Annotated in this window: 18 protein-coding genes and 1 riboswitch; of the genes, 5 read left to right on the plus strand and 13 right to left on the minus strand. The window is 40.5% G+C overall.

Features of this window, described 5'->3' with window-relative positions; all coding sequences use genetic code 11:
- Window positions 1-195 precede the first annotated feature (195 nt).
- Window positions 196-390 carry a hypothetical protein gene (locus tag OIT90_RS12885; RefSeq protein ID WP_039178090.1) on the minus strand — a complete coding sequence of 65 codons (195 nt, stop codon included), beginning with the start codon at window positions 388-390 and terminating at the stop codon, window positions 196-198.
- Window positions 391-557: 167 nt separating this feature from the next.
- Here OIT90_RS12885 and OIT90_RS12890 point away from each other — a divergent pair, with 167 nt between their 5' ends.
- Complete coding sequence (locus OIT90_RS12890; RefSeq protein ID WP_003211747.1) at window positions 558-746, plus strand: YkvS family protein; 189 nt, start codon at window positions 558-560, stop codon at window positions 744-746.
- 123 nt (window positions 747-869) lie between these two features.
- On the opposite strand, the gene OIT90_RS12895 is transcribed toward OIT90_RS12890, so the two are convergent.
- The 6 genes from OIT90_RS12895 to OIT90_RS12920 form a co-directional block, all read right to left on the minus strand.
- Window positions 870-1,088: a hypothetical protein gene (locus OIT90_RS12895; protein ID WP_268464757.1), complete on the minus strand. Its 219-nt coding sequence runs from the start codon at window positions 1,086-1,088 to the stop codon at window positions 870-872.
- 260 nt (window positions 1,089-1,348) lie between these two features.
- Window positions 1,349-1,846 carry a preQ(1) synthase gene (gene queF / locus OIT90_RS12900; RefSeq protein ID WP_003211403.1) on the minus strand — a complete coding sequence of 166 codons (498 nt, stop codon included), beginning with the start codon at window positions 1,844-1,846 and terminating at the stop codon, window positions 1,349-1,351.
- Between the two features lie 15 nt (window positions 1,847-1,861).
- Window positions 1,862-2,593: a 7-carboxy-7-deazaguanine synthase QueE gene (gene queE, locus OIT90_RS12905; RefSeq protein ID WP_047202223.1), complete on the minus strand. Its 732-nt coding sequence runs from the start codon at window positions 2,591-2,593 to the stop codon at window positions 1,862-1,864.
- Window positions 2,586-3,026, minus strand: coding sequence for a 6-carboxytetrahydropterin synthase QueD (queD, locus tag OIT90_RS12910; protein ID WP_047202222.1), 441 nt, complete (start codon window positions 3,024-3,026; stop codon window positions 2,586-2,588). The genes queE and queD overlap by 8 nt, the downstream gene beginning before the upstream one ends.
- A complete protein-coding gene (queC, locus tag OIT90_RS12915; protein ID WP_126681749.1) occupies window positions 3,027-3,683 on the minus strand; it encodes a 7-cyano-7-deazaguanine synthase QueC in 657 nt (218 codons plus the stop codon).
- 159 nt (window positions 3,684-3,842) lie between these two features.
- A riboswitch (PreQ1 riboswitch) is annotated at window positions 3,843-3,887 on the minus strand.
- A 71-nt stretch (window positions 3,888-3,958) separates the two neighbouring features.
- Window positions 3,959-5,002 carry a YkvI family membrane protein gene (locus tag OIT90_RS12920; RefSeq protein ID WP_151284238.1) on the minus strand — a complete coding sequence of 348 codons (1,044 nt, stop codon included), beginning with the start codon at window positions 5,000-5,002 and terminating at the stop codon, window positions 3,959-3,961.
- 244 nt (window positions 5,003-5,246) lie between these two features.
- Here OIT90_RS12920 and OIT90_RS12925 point away from each other — a divergent pair, with 244 nt between their 5' ends.
- The 3 genes from OIT90_RS12925 (at window position 5,247) to motB (ending at window position 9,286) form a co-directional block, all read left to right on the plus strand.
- Complete coding sequence (locus OIT90_RS12925; RefSeq protein ID WP_058838976.1) at window positions 5,247-7,349, plus strand: ATP-dependent Clp protease ATP-binding subunit; 2,103 nt, start codon at window positions 5,247-5,249, stop codon at window positions 7,347-7,349.
- Window positions 7,350-7,728: 379 nt separating this feature from the next.
- Window positions 7,729-8,523, plus strand: a complete 795-nt coding sequence (gene motA / locus OIT90_RS12930) for a flagellar motor stator protein MotA (protein WP_024424680.1) — start codon at window positions 7,729-7,731, stop codon at window positions 8,521-8,523.
- The gene (motB, locus tag OIT90_RS12935) at window positions 8,516-9,286 is read left to right on the plus strand and encodes a flagellar motor protein MotB (RefSeq protein WP_039178076.1); all 771 of its coding nucleotides are present in this window, start codon (window positions 8,516-8,518) and stop codon (window positions 9,284-9,286) included. Before motA ends, motB begins: the two co-directional genes overlap by 8 nt.
- A gap of 28 nt (window positions 9,287-9,314) precedes the next feature.
- Here motB and mhqR read toward each other — a convergent pair whose 3' ends face one another.
- Entirely contained in the window at window positions 9,315-9,770 is a 456-nt protein-coding gene (mhqR, locus tag OIT90_RS12940; protein ID WP_034281539.1) for a MarR family transcriptional regulator MhqR, read from the minus strand.
- 204 nt (window positions 9,771-9,974) lie between these two features.
- Between mhqR and OIT90_RS12945 the strand changes: the two genes are divergently transcribed.
- On the plus strand, window positions 9,975-11,480 hold the full coding sequence (locus OIT90_RS12945; protein ID WP_212042849.1) for an ATP-binding protein: 1,506 nt from the start codon (window positions 9,975-9,977) through the stop codon (window positions 11,478-11,480).
- A gap of 46 nt (window positions 11,481-11,526) precedes the next feature.
- Here OIT90_RS12945 and OIT90_RS12950 read toward each other — a convergent pair whose 3' ends face one another.
- From OIT90_RS12950 to mtnW, 5 genes are all read right to left on the minus strand, one after another.
- Window positions 11,527-11,769, minus strand: a complete 243-nt coding sequence (locus OIT90_RS12950) for an aspartyl-phosphate phosphatase Spo0E family protein (RefSeq protein ID WP_039178071.1) — start codon at window positions 11,767-11,769, stop codon at window positions 11,527-11,529.
- A gap of 300 nt (window positions 11,770-12,069) precedes the next feature.
- The gene (locus OIT90_RS12955) at window positions 12,070-12,600 is read right to left on the minus strand and encodes a 1,2-dihydroxy-3-keto-5-methylthiopentene dioxygenase (protein WP_024426834.1); all 531 of its coding nucleotides are present in this window, start codon (window positions 12,598-12,600) and stop codon (window positions 12,070-12,072) included.
- A 16-nt stretch (window positions 12,601-12,616) separates the two neighbouring features.
- On the minus strand, window positions 12,617-13,255 hold the full coding sequence (locus tag OIT90_RS12960) for a methylthioribulose 1-phosphate dehydratase (RefSeq protein ID WP_474892603.1): 639 nt from the start codon (window positions 13,253-13,255) through the stop codon (window positions 12,617-12,619).
- Window positions 13,219-13,914, minus strand: coding sequence for a 2-hydroxy-3-keto-5-methylthiopentenyl-1-phosphate phosphatase (locus OIT90_RS12965; protein ID WP_039178068.1), 696 nt, complete (start codon window positions 13,912-13,914; stop codon window positions 13,219-13,221). The genes OIT90_RS12960 and OIT90_RS12965 overlap by 37 nt, the downstream gene beginning before the upstream one ends.
- The gene (mtnW, locus tag OIT90_RS12970) at window positions 13,914-15,134 is read right to left on the minus strand and encodes a 2,3-diketo-5-methylthiopentyl-1-phosphate enolase (protein WP_144491163.1); all 1,221 of its coding nucleotides are present in this window, start codon (window positions 15,132-15,134) and stop codon (window positions 13,914-13,916) included. Before mtnW ends, OIT90_RS12965 begins: the two co-directional genes overlap by 1 nt.
- Window positions 15,135-15,226 lie beyond the last annotated feature (92 nt).

Here is a 15,226-nt window from a genome sequence, read left to right on the forward strand (position 1 = left end):
TTAAATGGCATGTCCTAGTTTTGCGCACATAAAATGGAATTGTTAGCGCTTAAAAAGATCCCTTTTTCACCTATCATCATCCTTATGCTCCTGTTTATGGGTTATTACATTTTCTTTTCATATGTATCAAAGTGGTTTGAAGTGTGACAAAAGAACGAAAATAAAAAAGCTTTCTCTCATCAATGAGAAAAAGCTTTAGCTTCTTGCTTCTGTAAGATATTCAAAAATAACATCTCCACCATGTTTGGCGATTCCGCGAAAATGTTTAAAATCATCTTGATTCACCAATACAGAACGAAACGTTAAAAAGTCATCTTTTTGGATGGTCACCTGTTTTTCCGTCCCATTCCGTAAAGATTCGATGATTGTGAGGATTTGTTCTTCAGTCAAAAAAACCGCTCCTTTTCAGCCATGATCAAATATTAAATATACCATTCGTTAGAAGAGCATACAACGAAAACAAAACAAAAACGTCTTTATCCTTTACATTGGTATGAAAATATTGCAAAATACTTTTTAATAGGGAATGAAATCTGTTTTTAAAGGAGAGGGATCGGTTGAAGATTGCAAAAATTGGAAATGTGATCGAATTTAGAAATGGTTTAACAGGTGTAGTTGAAAAAGTGAATGAAAACTCTGTCATTGTGGATGTCACCATTATGGACAACTATAGAGATTTAGAACTGGATTCACTAACAGTCGTTAATCATAAAAACTATAAAATCATCAAAGACTCCGTACATTAATTTGCAATCCTCAAAACAGACGCTCGGTACATACGTATATATAAAGAAAATTTGGCTCGTTTGACAACTTTGCTCTATTTGAACAATCACATATGAAAAAGACTGATACCACTTAAAGAGGGGTCAGTCTTTTTGCGTATGAAAGGTTTGCATTTCCGCCTTCGACTTGTACATCTCGACTTCCTCAGGAGTAATCACTCCTTTATCAATCAAGAGGGCAATCACTCCAAGCAATGTGGAGGCACTCCATTTATACCGTTCTTTGTTTTGATGTTCAAGCATTTGAAGCTCTTCTCTAAGCTCCATTAGCAGCTGCTCTGCCCGCTCTTCTTTGTTTGCCAAATCCAACGCCTCCATTTACCATTCAATACCCCTATTTTATCTTAAATCAAATGAGATAAGCAAAAAAAGCATGATTCACCTTTACAAACATACGTTCTGTCATGTATAATATATTTACGAGCTGGTAGCCCCCAGCCGTCCTAGCAAGTTCTATTCCCATTCGTATGAGAAGAGTGACATGACTCTTCTCTTTTTTTATGATTGAATCGCTACAATCCCATAAAAAAAAGACATGCATCCGGCATGTCTTTTCCTATTTATTAGCGATTATCAATCGTTTCTGGATACATATCATGGTTCATCATACGATACGATGCCATTTCTTCATACTTTGTCCCAGGTTTCCCATAGTTCGTATACGGATCAATTGAAATACCGCCTCTTGGCGTAAATTTGCCCCAAACTTCAATATACCTTGGATCCATCAATTCAATTAGGTCGTTCATAATAATGTTCATACAATCCTCATGGAAGTCACCATGGTTACGGAAGCTGAACAAATATAATTTTAGGGATTTACTTTCGACCATGATTTCATTTGGGATATAGCTGATATAAACTGTTGCAAAATCCGGTTGTCCTGTTTGCGGACATAGTGATGTAAATTCTGGGCAGTTGAATTTCACAAAGTAATCTCTATTTGTATGTTTATTTGGGAACGTTTCAAGCACTTGTGGTGCGTAATCAAACAAATAATTGGTTCCTTGGTTTCCTAGTAACGTGACACCTTCTAATTCTTCAGGTTTTCTTGTCGTCATGACATCTCTTCCTTTCTATACGCCTCGTTTATTTCCCCACAATAACGTGTGCAGCTGCGGCAGCACTCTTACGCGGTTTAAGTCTGGATCTTGTGCGACTTGATCTACAAGCGCTTCATATTTCTTTAATAAATGCGTCAATAAGTACGCATCATCACCTGTCGTCGTGTCGTCATTTCCTACCTGCAAATAAAAAGGAAGCTCAGGGTATTTCGCATGAACATCCTTCGCATAGGCTAGATCACGATCATCAAAGATCACGACCTTCAGGCTTGCATGCTGCAATCTATTTCCGTTTTTCAGCTCATCTATGATACGTGTTAGTTTCGTAAAATCTGTTTTCATATTCGAGCTTGGCGGCTTAGGGGAAATGGTTAAATCATCAATTTTCAAAAACCATTCCTGATACATCGTCCCTTGAGTTTCAAGCGCTGTATCAATCCCCTCTTCATGCAGTAAATCAATGAGGGATTCCATTTGTTTTAAAAGCGCCGGGTTTCCTCCTGAAATGGTGACATGAGAAAAAGCCTGTCCGCCTATTCTTTTTAATTCTTTGACAATGTCTTCTGCCTCAAGCCACTGAATATCATGCTTCGCTGAGCCGTCCCATGTAAAGGAGGAATCACACCAGCTGCAAGAGTAGTCACAGCCAGCCGTTCTGACAAACATCGTTTTTTGTCCAATCACCATTCCTTCTCCTTGAATGGTTGGACCAAAGATTTCTAATACAGGAATCGCTTTAGCCATTGATCTCAACTCGTTTCGGACGGTAAATGCAGTAGCTTGTTGGTGTTTCTCTGACAAAGACTTGAACACATGTTGGCTTGTTCGCTAAAGTCGATAAATACGCTGCGACTTTGTCATATACGGTCTTTGCCACCACCTCAGTGGTTGGCATCGCGTATCGATCGTTTGATGAGAATTCCTCGTGATCATTGAGTAGCGTGTGATCGTACTGCCCATGAATGAGCTTCTTCAATGTACTAAAATTGACAAGGAAACCCGATTCATCTAGGTCGTCGCCCGCAATTGTGATGTTGATGGTGTACGTATGACCATGAACACGGCTGCATGCGCCCGCATCTTCTCGTGGGATGAAATGGGCAGCCGATACATGCATGTCTTTATTCAATTCAAATGAAAATGGATGATCGGTTTGTGGATAGATTTGAGAAAGCATTTATTTTGCCTCCTTCATTTCCATATAAGTGTCATAGCCGTTTTTCCGCAGCTTACACGCAGGACATTCCCCGCAGCCATCAGAAATAATGCCGTTATAGCAAGTGAGCGTTTCATTTTTCACAAATTCCAGTGCATTGAGCTCATCTGCCAGCTTCCATGTTTCTGCTTTATTCAGCCACATCAGTGGTGTATGAATCACAAATGGTTTTTCCATTGCTAAGTTCACTGTGACGTTGCAAGATTTCACAAACTCGTCACGGCAATCTGGATAGCCGCTAAAGTCTGTCTCACAAACACCTGTGATAATATGTCTTGCTCCAATTTGATACGCCAAAATAGAGGCAAAGGATAAGAACACTAAGTTTCTTCCTGGCACAAATGTGGAAGGAAGCTCTCCTTCTTTTTCCTCAATGTCAATGTCATCTCTTGTTAAAGCATTAGGTGCCAGCTGATTCAAAAGAGACATATCTAATAGATGATTCTTCACACCTAACTTGTCAGCAATTCCTTTGGCGACATCAATTTCTTCTTGATGACGCTGATTATAATGAAAGGTCACTGTTTCTACCTCTTCAAATTGTTGAAGTGCCCATAATAAACATGTCGTACTGTCCTGTCCCCCGCTGAAGACAACGACTGCTTTTTCATTTTTCATTTTCTGTTCTCCTCCTTTTGCAGATGCGTACAACCGTACAACACTGCATCTGAAAGGCTCCTGAAAACCCCTATTTTTCTCAAAAGAAAAGACACCTTTACATGTGTATGAGGTGTCCCAGCCATAAAAAATAAAAAATGCCACATCCAAGGATACGGCAAGTCCTTAGTTTTTTATAGAGGGTTTTGCTAGAACCTCTCCCGTCTTCACGGATTTTTGTTCAATTTTCACAGATGATAGTGTACCACATATTTTTCATGCAGGCTATCCTTTCTTTACTTACCTAGCGGTTCAGGCACTTTTTTTAGACAAAGAAAGAGAATAAAAAAGATGCTGACATAGCCAAAAACCGGGTAAACTGTTGAAATCAGTGTACCGTAACCAATTTTACTAATCACATAGCAGCATATGAGAATAAGGGATATCGTAAAGATGCTGTTCATTCGGATATATGCCCTTACTTGTCTCTCCAGCCCGTATAAATTGCCTATGACGGATGTAAAAACTTCACCGAAGATGACAAATAAATAAATGAGATGAATGGAGTTTGCAACTTGATACACCACCTGGGCCATTGGAATATCAAACGCCTCCAGCATATTTAATGAAGAAAGAGATAAAAAGCAAGCAAGCAAAATGAGTGTCAGCATGACGCCCCCAAGCACCGCTCCCTTTTTAATGACTGCTTCAGAGGTCATTTCATTTGCAACGGGTACTAACACTGCCTGTGACAGTGCTAAATTAAAGGCACCATAGGACACTGCTGATAGTATCCACTCGCCCTCACCCATTTGCAGCGCAAGAACATAACTTTCACTGCTGCTAAAAACAAATGAATCAAGAAACACAATCAATGAAAAGAAAATCAGCATTGGAACGACAAGGACGTTAACACCAAATAGTCCTTTTGAACCTTTAAAGAGTACAATGACGCTCAGAATGATCGTCAAAAAGATCCCATACTCCTTGGATATGCCAAGCTGTTCTTCAAAAATAGCCCCTGCACCTGAAATCATGACTGAGGTAACACCGAGTAAAATAAAAAACATCACAATATTAATATATCGACTCGCAGCTGCGCCAAATAAAAACCGGTTCATATCTTGATAAGATTCTGCTTTGATTCGTTTCGAAATCAGCATCATTTTTGCACCAAGGCCAGTAAAAATAACACCGCTAATCAGAATCCCTAATAGTCCAATCCAGCCAAAACGAACAAAAAACTCTACGATTTCTTTTCCTGTCGCAAACCCAGCTCCAACCACTGTTCCTACATATACAAAGGCAAGCTGAAAAGCGGATTCATTTGAACGTTTCATGTGACCCCTCCGCACCCATCACTTTCGATTGTCTCTTTTTTATCCTATGAGACAAGTTCCTTGAAAAGAAGGACAAACCATGATTAAATGCAAAAAAGGATTTTTATCCGTCTTTGAGCAAAACAGTTGAAAGTCAAAATAGGTCAGAGTATACTATAGTCAAAGATGGTCAAACAACAGACCATTTTCTTTAACATTCATTGGTCAAATAAAGTCAAACTTTATTTTAAGGAGGTCATGGCAAATGCGTTGTCAACATTGTCAAGTAAATGAAGCAACTATTCGCCTGAATATGCAAGTAAATTCGTCCCGGAGCCAAATGGTTTTATGTGAAGACTGCTATACCTCTTTGATGGAGCAGTCAAAAATGAAAATGGGACCTCAGCTTTTTGGAGGAAGTTCATTCTTCTCTCAGCAGGCAGGTCATGCCCCAAACATGGAGCAGCCAAAACAAAAAGGCTTACTCGATGAGCTTGGCCGTAACTTAACAGATGGAGCAAATGCTGGCTTAATTGATCCAGTCATTGGCCGTGATGAAGAAGTCGCAAGAGTCATTGAGATTTTAAATAGAAGAAATAAAAATAACCCTGTTCTTATTGGTGAACCAGGTGTTGGAAAAACAGCGATCGCAGAAGGACTCGCACTGAAAATTGCGAGCGGCGATGTACCAAATAAATTAAAGAACAAACAAATCTATTTATTAGATGTTTCTTCACTTGTCGCAAACACAGGTGTACGCGGTCAATTTGAGGAAAGAATGAAGCAGTTAATTAAAGAACTGCAGAGCCGTAAAAATATCATCTTATTTGTAGATGAAATCCACCTTCTTGTGGGCGCAGGATCTGCAGAAGGATCAATGGATGCTGGAAACATTTTAAAACCAGCCCTTGCAAGAGGCGAACTGCAGCTAGTAGGTGCGACGACATTAAAAGAATATCGCCAAATTGAAAAAGATGCTGCACTCGAACGACGCTTCCAGCCCGTTATCGTGGATGAGCCAACACCAGATGAAGCGATCGACATCTTAAAAGGTATTCAAGAGAAGTACGAGGCCTATCATGGTGTCACCTATTCAGATGAAGCCATCAAAGCGTGCGTTCAATTATCTTCCCGGTATATTCAAGACCGTCATTTGCCGGATAAAGCCATTGATCTAATGGATGAAGCTGGTTCAAAAGCGAACCTCTCCATTGATGCAGCAAGTGAAGATGAACTGACAAACCGACTTGCGCAAATTGCCGCAGAAAAACAGGCTGCGCTAAAAGAAGAACAATATGAAAAAGCAGCGAAGCTTCGCGACGAAGAAGAAGCGATAGAAGCAAGACTTCAAAACAAAACAACTGACAAAGAGCATATCGTCACAGCAGAGGACATTCAGGCCATTGTGGAACAAAAAACAGGCATTCCTGTCGGCAAACTGCAAGCAGACGAACAAACCAAAATGAAAGAAATTGATGTCCGTCTAAAAGCACGAGTAATTGGGCAGGAGCATGCGGTTGATAAAGTGGCGAAAGCCGTGAAAAGAAGCAGAGCTGGATTAAAATCGAAACATAGACCGACAGGCTCCTTCCTTTTCGTAGGACCAACAGGTGTCGGGAAAACCGAATTGTCTAAAACGCTGGCTGAAGAATTATTCGGCTCAAGAGATGCGATCATTCGTTTAGATATGAGTGAGTACATGGAAAAACACTCTGTGTCCAAACTCATCGGTTCTCCTCCTGGTTACGTTGGACACGATGAAGCTGGCCAGCTGACTGAAAAAGTGCGCAGAAAACCTTACAGCATCATTTTGCTGGATGAAATCGAAAAAGCACATCCAGATGTACAGCATATGTTCCTTCAAATCATGGAAGATGGCCGTTTAACAGACAGCCAAGGTAGAACGGTCAGCTTTAAAGATACAGTCATCATCATGACAAGTAACGCAGGCAGCGCAGATAAAACGGTCAAGGTCGGCTTCCAGTCTGATCAGGACGAAGCGATTGAGGAACAATCACTCATTGATTCGCTCAGCAGCTACTTCAAACCAGAATTTTTGAACCGTTTTGATAGCATCATTCAATTTGATTCACTAGACAGAGAGGACTTAGTGAAGATTGTTGATCTTCTGCTTAATGAGCTGTCAGAGCAATTAAAAGAGCAGAATTTAACAGTCCATGTCACAAATGAAGCGAAAGAAAAAATCGCAGAGCTTGGATATCACCCTGCATTTGGTGCTCGTCCACTTCGAAGAACTATCCAAGAGCATGTTGAAGATCAAATGACAGAGATCCTGCTTGAAGAGGAGCAGCTTTCTGGATTTACTGTGGATGTTGAACATGACGAAATCGTCGTAAAAAAAGGATAACTACACCTTCAGGATGATATGCACCTCCATCATGTTGCGGCGGCTAAGTTCCATCTGAACGCTGACGCTCCCCTGCCTCTTTTCCTTTACGATAAAAGAAAAAGAGGTGGATCACATGATGAATTGGAGCTACGATCTTGTCAAAATCATGTATGAAGAAAAATTAAAAGAGCTGCTTCATTTAGATGAACCAGCACAAAATGATTAAATGGAGACTCCCTTTATATGAGAGGGAGTTTCTTCTTTTTACATATACAGAAAGCGCTTTCGTCAAAAATTCTTCACAGAAACTGTCTTAATTTTATATTCTGACTAAAACCCTTCTGGAACACACCGATATTAACTATAGAAAAAGATAGTTAAAGGATTTGGTGAGATAATGGACAAAACATCGTTAATTGGTATTATTTTAGCATTTATTGCACTAGGTGTCGGTATGGTTTTGAAAGGTGTGAGTCTAACTGCTCTTCTCAACCCGGCGGCTATATTAATCATCATTGTTGGGACGGTTGCAGCTGTTGTCATCGCATTCCCTTCTAGTGAAATTAAGAAAACACCAAAATTGTTCGGCAAAATTTTCAAAGACAGCCAGCTTCCAACGATTCAAGAAATGATCCCTCTATTTTCCAACTGGGCACAAATTGCGCGTCGTGAAGGTCTTTTGGCATTAGAAGCAAGTCTTGAGGAAGTCGATGATGATTTTCTAAAGAACGGGTTAAGCATGGCAGTTGACGGCCAAAGTGCTGAATTTATTCGAGACGTTTTAACAGAAGAAGTTGATGCCATGTCTGAACGACATCAGTCAGGCGCATTAATCTTTACACAAGCTGGTACATACGCTCCGACACTAGGGGTACTTGGCGCCGTTGTCGGACTTATTGCAGCACTTGCCAACATGGGAGATATTGAAGCACTTGGACATGCAATCAGTGCTGCCTTCGTCGCCACACTGCTTGGGATTTTTACCGGGTATGTATTATGGCACCCATTTGCCAACAAATTGAAGCGTAAATCAAAGGAAGAAGTAAAGCTTCGTCTAATTATGATCGAAGGCATTCTTTCTGTTCTTGAAGGTCAATCTCCAAAAGTCATTGAACAAAAACTTCTTATGTACTTACCAGCAAAAGAACGTGCAAATCTTGTCATTGAAGAAGGAGAAAATCAAAATGGCTAGGAAACGTAAAAACCATGATCATGAAGACCATGTAGATGAATCTTGGCTTATCCCTTATGCCGATCTTCTGACACTTCTTCTCGCCCTCTTCATTGTGCTTTTTGCATCTAGTTCGATTGATGCGGCAAAATATGAACAGATGGCTAAGTCTTTTAATGTTGTTTTTACTGGCGGTACTGGTGTCATGGATCAATCCAGCATGCAAAGCACGGAAGAAACTGAACATAGCAACCAAGTCAAGAAAGCAGCCGAGGAAGAGAAAGATGAAGAAGCCAAAGCAAAGGCTCGAGACCAAGCGGTTCTCACAAAGGTCAAACAGCAGGTCGATTCATTCATTGCAAATAAAAAACTTGGTTCCAAGCTCGAAACAAAGCTTACGGATGAAGGACTTCTCATTACGATTGAGGATAGTATCTTCTTTGATTCCGGGCGGGCAGTTATTCGATCTCAGGATGTCCCGTTAGCAAAAGAAATCTCAAAGCTGCTCGTCATTAATCCCGCTCGTGACATCGTCATTAGCGGACATACAGATAATGTACCGATCAGAAATTCAGAATTTGAATCAAACTGGTATTTAAGCGCCATTCGTGCTGTGAACTTTTTAAATATTCTTCTTGAAAACAGCAACCTAGACCAAGAGAATTTTAGTACAAAAGGATACGGCGAATTCAAACCGATTGCCTCAAACGATACAGCAGAAGGCAGAAGTAAAAACCGGCGTGTAGAAGTACTCATTTTACCGATTGAGAAAAAAGCGAAATAAAAAAGGAAGCCAGCGGCTTCCTTTTTATTTATTCTTGATGATCATATAAATGCTTTGCACGCAGCCCTACATGTTTGAGCATATCGATGCAGGCATCTTTCTCTTCTTCGCTCAGGACACTGATCATCTCATGAATTTCTTTCGCATGATCTGGGAAGATGTCATCAAGCAAAGCTCGTCCCTGCTTTGTAATATGCGCAAATGTCACCCTGCGGTCTTCTGCACATGCCTTCCGGCTGAGGAGTTCTTTCTTCTCCAATTTATCGACCACATACGTGATGCTGCCGCTTGCAAGTAAGATCTTATCACCGATTTGCTGAAGCGGCTGATCACCTTTATGATACAGCAATTCTAGCACAGCAAATTCAGTTGGATTCAGCCCGTGCTTCACAATATGTTTGTTCATGTGATGATTAATTGAGCGATAGGCACGTGATAATACAATAAATAATTTCAATGATTTTTCAACATTATGATTTTCCATTTTTTATCATCCTTTATGAAATGCAACCCACTAATGTGACATTAATAAACAATAAGTAAAATGTCAACATTTTGATCCATCTTTAGCACGAAAATGAGACCAGAACGAATCACCTAATTTTTTAAAAATCACACAAGTCATCGTAATAAAGATAGGTTCAATGCTATAATAAGTCTATTAGGTAATACGTTGGAGCGATGAATGATGAGTATACTCAAAGGGTTTTGGAAGAAGATCAGGCTTTACCTTATTTTAGTCATGCTTCCAACCCTAATCATTAGTTATTTTATCTACGAAAAAGAAACTGAAAAAATCGATTTAAAGAACAAACAAACCGCTACACTTATGTTAAATATTCACAAAAACCAAATGAATTATTTAATAAGTGAAACAGAAGCGAGATTAACTTCCCTTGCCATGGGATTTGACCAGCCACTTGAGACGAAAAAAGTACAAAACATCCTAGAGAAAATCTATAAACAAGAACCTCGTTTTTCAGGTCTGTATCTCCTAGACAAAAAAGGAAATGTAACAGCAAGCACCACCCCGTTAAAGGAAAAAATCAACCTATCATTCAGAGATTACTTTAAACGCATTCAAGTGACCAAGCAGACCGTGATCACAGACAACTATGTGAGCCGAATTACAAAACAGCGGATTCTCTCCATTTGTGTGCCTGTTCTCGATGAAAATGAAGAGGTCACCAATGTGCTGATTGCCGCCATTCAAATTGATTATTTAAGAAATATTATGAATGTATTGAATCCTGATCTTCATTTTAAAATGCTGAATCAAAATGGACATGTCGTGTTTACAAGTGGTCCACAGCCAGTACCTGAGGGCGGCAGCACCGTGTCTACATATTTAGATGAAAACAGCTGGAAGCTGGAGGTCTTTCCGCAGCGTGCTTCAACAAGTGAAGTGCTGTCTGTGATGCTCATCCCTTTATCCAGTGCGTTTATTTTATTAAATATTTTATTCACACTAGTCCAGTATATCGTGTTAAGGCGGCAAACTCAGCAGGAGCGTCATCAAAATGAAGCGCAAAAGCTTGAATTGATCGGAACACTCGCAGCAAGTACAGCACACGAAATTCGCAACCCATTAACAGGGATCAGCGGCTTTATCCAGCTATTGCAAAAGAAGTATCATTCAGAAGAAGATCAGCTCTATTTTTCTGTCATCGAGGAAGAAATTAAACGGATCAACCAAATCGTCAGTGAATTTCTTGTATTAGGAAAACCAACGGCAGAAAAATGGCAGAATAACTCTGTTAAAGAAATTGTAAGTGAGATCATGCCGATCGTTTTCTCTGAGGCAAACCTTTATAATGTCGAAGTGGACTTGCAAATCAATACGATTCAAGATGTGGGCGTGTATTGCACGAAGGATCATATTAAACAAGTCGTTTTAAATGTAGCAAAGAACTCTTTAGAAGCGATGCCAAACGGCGGTCATTTGAAGATTGTGATCGAAGCTGAAAAAGAACATGTCATCATTAAAGTAGCGGATACAGGTGAAGGCATACCAGAAGAGATGTTAAAGCACATCTTCCTCCCCTTTATTACGTCGAAGGAAAAAGGCACGGGTCTTGGGCTTGTCGTGTGTAAACGAATCATTTCGATGTATGGCGGAACAATTGATATTCATAGCGAAGTGAATAAAGGAACGACTGTTATGATCATGCTTCCTTCTGCTCACTCAGCATAGCTGAAGATGTCAGCCGGTTTTGCTTATGCAAGACCGGTTTTTCATGTCAATAAGAGGGGCGGTTCACAGATAAAAGACTCATTTGAGACACAAGATCATGAAAGGAGGGGGCAGATTGTTTCTCATGAAAAAGAAGATGCTGATACTCATTCATCAGGTTGTCCAGTTCTTGACTATATTTAATTGTCATCTCACCAGTGTACCCTTCCACTTGAGCAGCTTCTACCATCTGTTTTCTCTTCTCATCAATGGACATCAGCAATTGTTCTTTCCTTACATAAATATTCATGATCTCAGCTCCCGCAATGATTTCGACTGTCTATGCTCAAAATGATCCGACACCAAAATTATACTTTATTTGTAAATTAAATTAAATATGCTTATTTTATTTAATTTTTTACAGCCTAAAGACCTTTTACCCAATCAAATTTGGGGGTAAACTTCAAATTTGGACAGGACTGTCACATTGATTAAACAGAATTTTATCCTATACAGAAGTTCAAAATCAACTATTTTCTTTCACATTTTATGTCTAATTTCCTAAAAAAAAGCTGATCTTCCGCCTCATGCGGAATGATCAGCTCTATCATTAAACCGTTTCTTCCTCGTAAATTGGCACCCAGCCCTCAGTTGTGACAAATATGCGAACTGCGACCACTTTGCGATCCTCTTGAAGTGTAAAGTAATGACGGATGTTTGGCGGAACAGAAATTAAATCACCTGGGTTCAATCTCACATCAAAAAAGACGCCATCCTTGCCTTGAATAGCAAAGATTCCGTGCCCGCTCACAATAAAGCGTACTTCATCATCTGTATGGTGATGCTCACGTTTAAAGTTTTGGAGCAGCTCATCAAGATTTGGCGTGGCATCAGATAATGAAATCACATCCTGCGCTTTGTACCCTCTTTTTTCAGAAATACTTTGGATTTCCTTTTGGAAAACAGTCAAAATCTCTTCCTTTTCCTCATCGGTTAAATCATACTTTTCTGATAAACGGTTTGGCAGCTTTTCAATATCCCAATGCTCATAAATAACCCCTTGGTTTTCTAAATATGATGCAACCTCTTGCTCGTTCTCAAGTAATGTGTTCTCTTCATTGTGAATCAAAATCGTCGCCATGTGCTTTTCCTCCTTTTTATCTTACAAGCTGCTGTTGATACAGCGCTAATTTTAAGTGATAGCTAAATAAAAACTCATATGCTTCTAATACTCGTTTTGCTTCAAAGGCTGTTTTTCCCCAGACCGTGATGCCGTGATTGCGAATGAGTACAGCACCAGATGACGCCTCTAGTGTCAGATGTTTGGCAAATTGCTCTGCAAGATGCGGAATATGAGCTGGATTTTCAATAATCGGAATCGACACTTCTGCATCCTCTTCCCAATAACCAAGCGCTTTGATGATTTCGTTGCCTTTAAAACAAATCTCTCCCTTATCCCCATACAGCTCTGACATCACATTATTATCAATGGTGTGGACATGGAGACAGCAGCCTGCTTTCGTCCGTTCATACACGTACGTGTGAAGCAGTGTTTCAGCTGATGGCCTAAGCGTCTCGTTCGGATCATGGGGCTGGCCTGCCGCATTTACTAGCACAAAATCTTCGTTTGTTTCTTTTCGTTTATCTTTGCCGCTTGCCGTCACCAAAAACGTGATTGGATCATCCGACACCTTGATCGATAAATTACCGCTTGTTCCGAAAAACCAGTCTCTTTGGGCCAGTTCACGTTTAACGTCTGCTAGCTCCTGCCAGCGTTTGCTCTTTGCGTCTGCCATTCCTTCACTTCCTTTATTTGAACAAATTGCGCGTGTAGATCAATAAATGTGTCAAACTCCTTATGTACAAGCCCGAGCTCTTGACATTCATTGAGCAAGTAGTCGCGCGCAAACGTAAGATCTGCATGTTTCGCCGCCTCCACATCAGTCACTGAATCTCCGATCATGATGATGAAATCATCCTCATGAGTCAGGTTTCGAATGATTGAGGGCTTGCAGCATCCGCATCCATTTTGACATTGCGTATCGCAGGCATGCGGCCATTCAATCTGAATATGCTCTTCCCCAAATGATGCATGATTGCAATAAATATCGTCTCGATCGACAATGCCTTCGAGGATGGGGTAGACAAAAAAGTCCATCCCCCCACTAAGTACATAGAAAGGAATGTCTGCTTTTTTTACCTCATCCACAAATTCCTTAAATCCTTCTCGAATCTCTGTATCCTCTAAAATAAATGATTGAATGGCTTCCTTCTGATCACTTGTCAGTAATTGAAACATCTGCCCGACGCCTTCTTGAATGGTAATTTCCTTTGACAGGACACCATCCTTCAGTTTCGTCCATTCACTCGGTGCAAACTGTTTCATGATGCGGATGATATTATCATTTTTTGTAATTGTTCCATCAAAATCACAACACACAATTGGTTTTTTCATTATTCTGCTACCCTTCCCCAAAGATCAAGTGCCGCTTTTAAGTCTTGGCAGGAAGCCGCCTTATCTTGGATAGACTCTTCCTGTATAACGGCATCAATGATCGAACGAAATGCCTTCCCTCCGCCGATGGCTCCCCGCGGATGTCCGTGAATGCCTCCACCTGCGTTAATCACATGATCAATTCCAAAATCTTTGATCAATACTGGAACCATTCCTGGATGAATGCCTGCTGACGGGACAGGGAATGTTTTTTGAACCGTATCCTCTTTCACGCAAGCTTCATAGATTCCAAGGGCATCCTTTTTCGGAAGTGCAACCGATCCATAAGGTGAGGGAAAGAGGCTCAAATCAGCGCCAGCATATCGGTTTAATTTGCCTAAAAGAAGAGAATGCGAGAATCCATATTCAGGAGAGGATGTCAATGCACCACTCACTGCGGGATGCGCCATAATAGGCAGTGGAATATCTGGATCCTCAGCTAAGCTTTGCATGACATCAAGACCGTAAGCAAAGACATTGAATAAGAGCGCATCTGCTCCAAGTTCAGCGGCCTTTCTCGCTCGATCCCTCAGGTCAAAGGTTCTGCCCGTTAAATTGACAGCATACAGCGTGCGGTGTCCTGTCTCTTCATAGGTTTCTTTTAAAATCTCTTTTCCTTCTTTGATTCGCTCTTCAAAAGGAGCTAATGGACTTTCAAATAAAATTTCATCGTCTTTGATGAGGTCAACCTCGCCTAATGCCTGTAAACGGAGCTGCTCTTTTAAATCCTGCATATCACGGCCGATAACACCTTTAAAAATACTCATCAATAATGGACGATCAAATACATTTACCTTATTTCGTATGCCATCAATTCCAAATGCCGGTCCTGGCAGGCTTTTTTTAAATTCTTCAGAAAATTGGATATCGACTAGCTTCACTTTTCCGTCTAGTGAAAGCTTTCCAAAAATCGTCGTGAAAACAGCTGGTAAATCTGCTGAAAAGTTTGCCTCAGGATAAGCAATGGTCACCTCTGATTGATAAAGGCCATTTTCGGCTGGAGCAGCCTTTTCTAATACTTTTTCAACTCGGCCTTTATGCTTTTGAAGCTGCTCCTTTTTGAGCTGAGGCAAATCCGTCCATGATCCAACTGTTAAACCAAGCGCGATCTGCTCCGCTTTTCGATTTATTTGTTCATCCTCTCGATGTGTTAATACGTATGTTGCCAGTAATTCACTCACTAGGAATCCCCTTTCGATTGCATCATGCATATGTTCAATAAAAAAACCTCTTCAAGTGCTTCTTGAGCGCCTTAAAGAGGTTATTTCGTGTT

The organism is Bacillus sp. ABR (assembly GCF_056172715.1).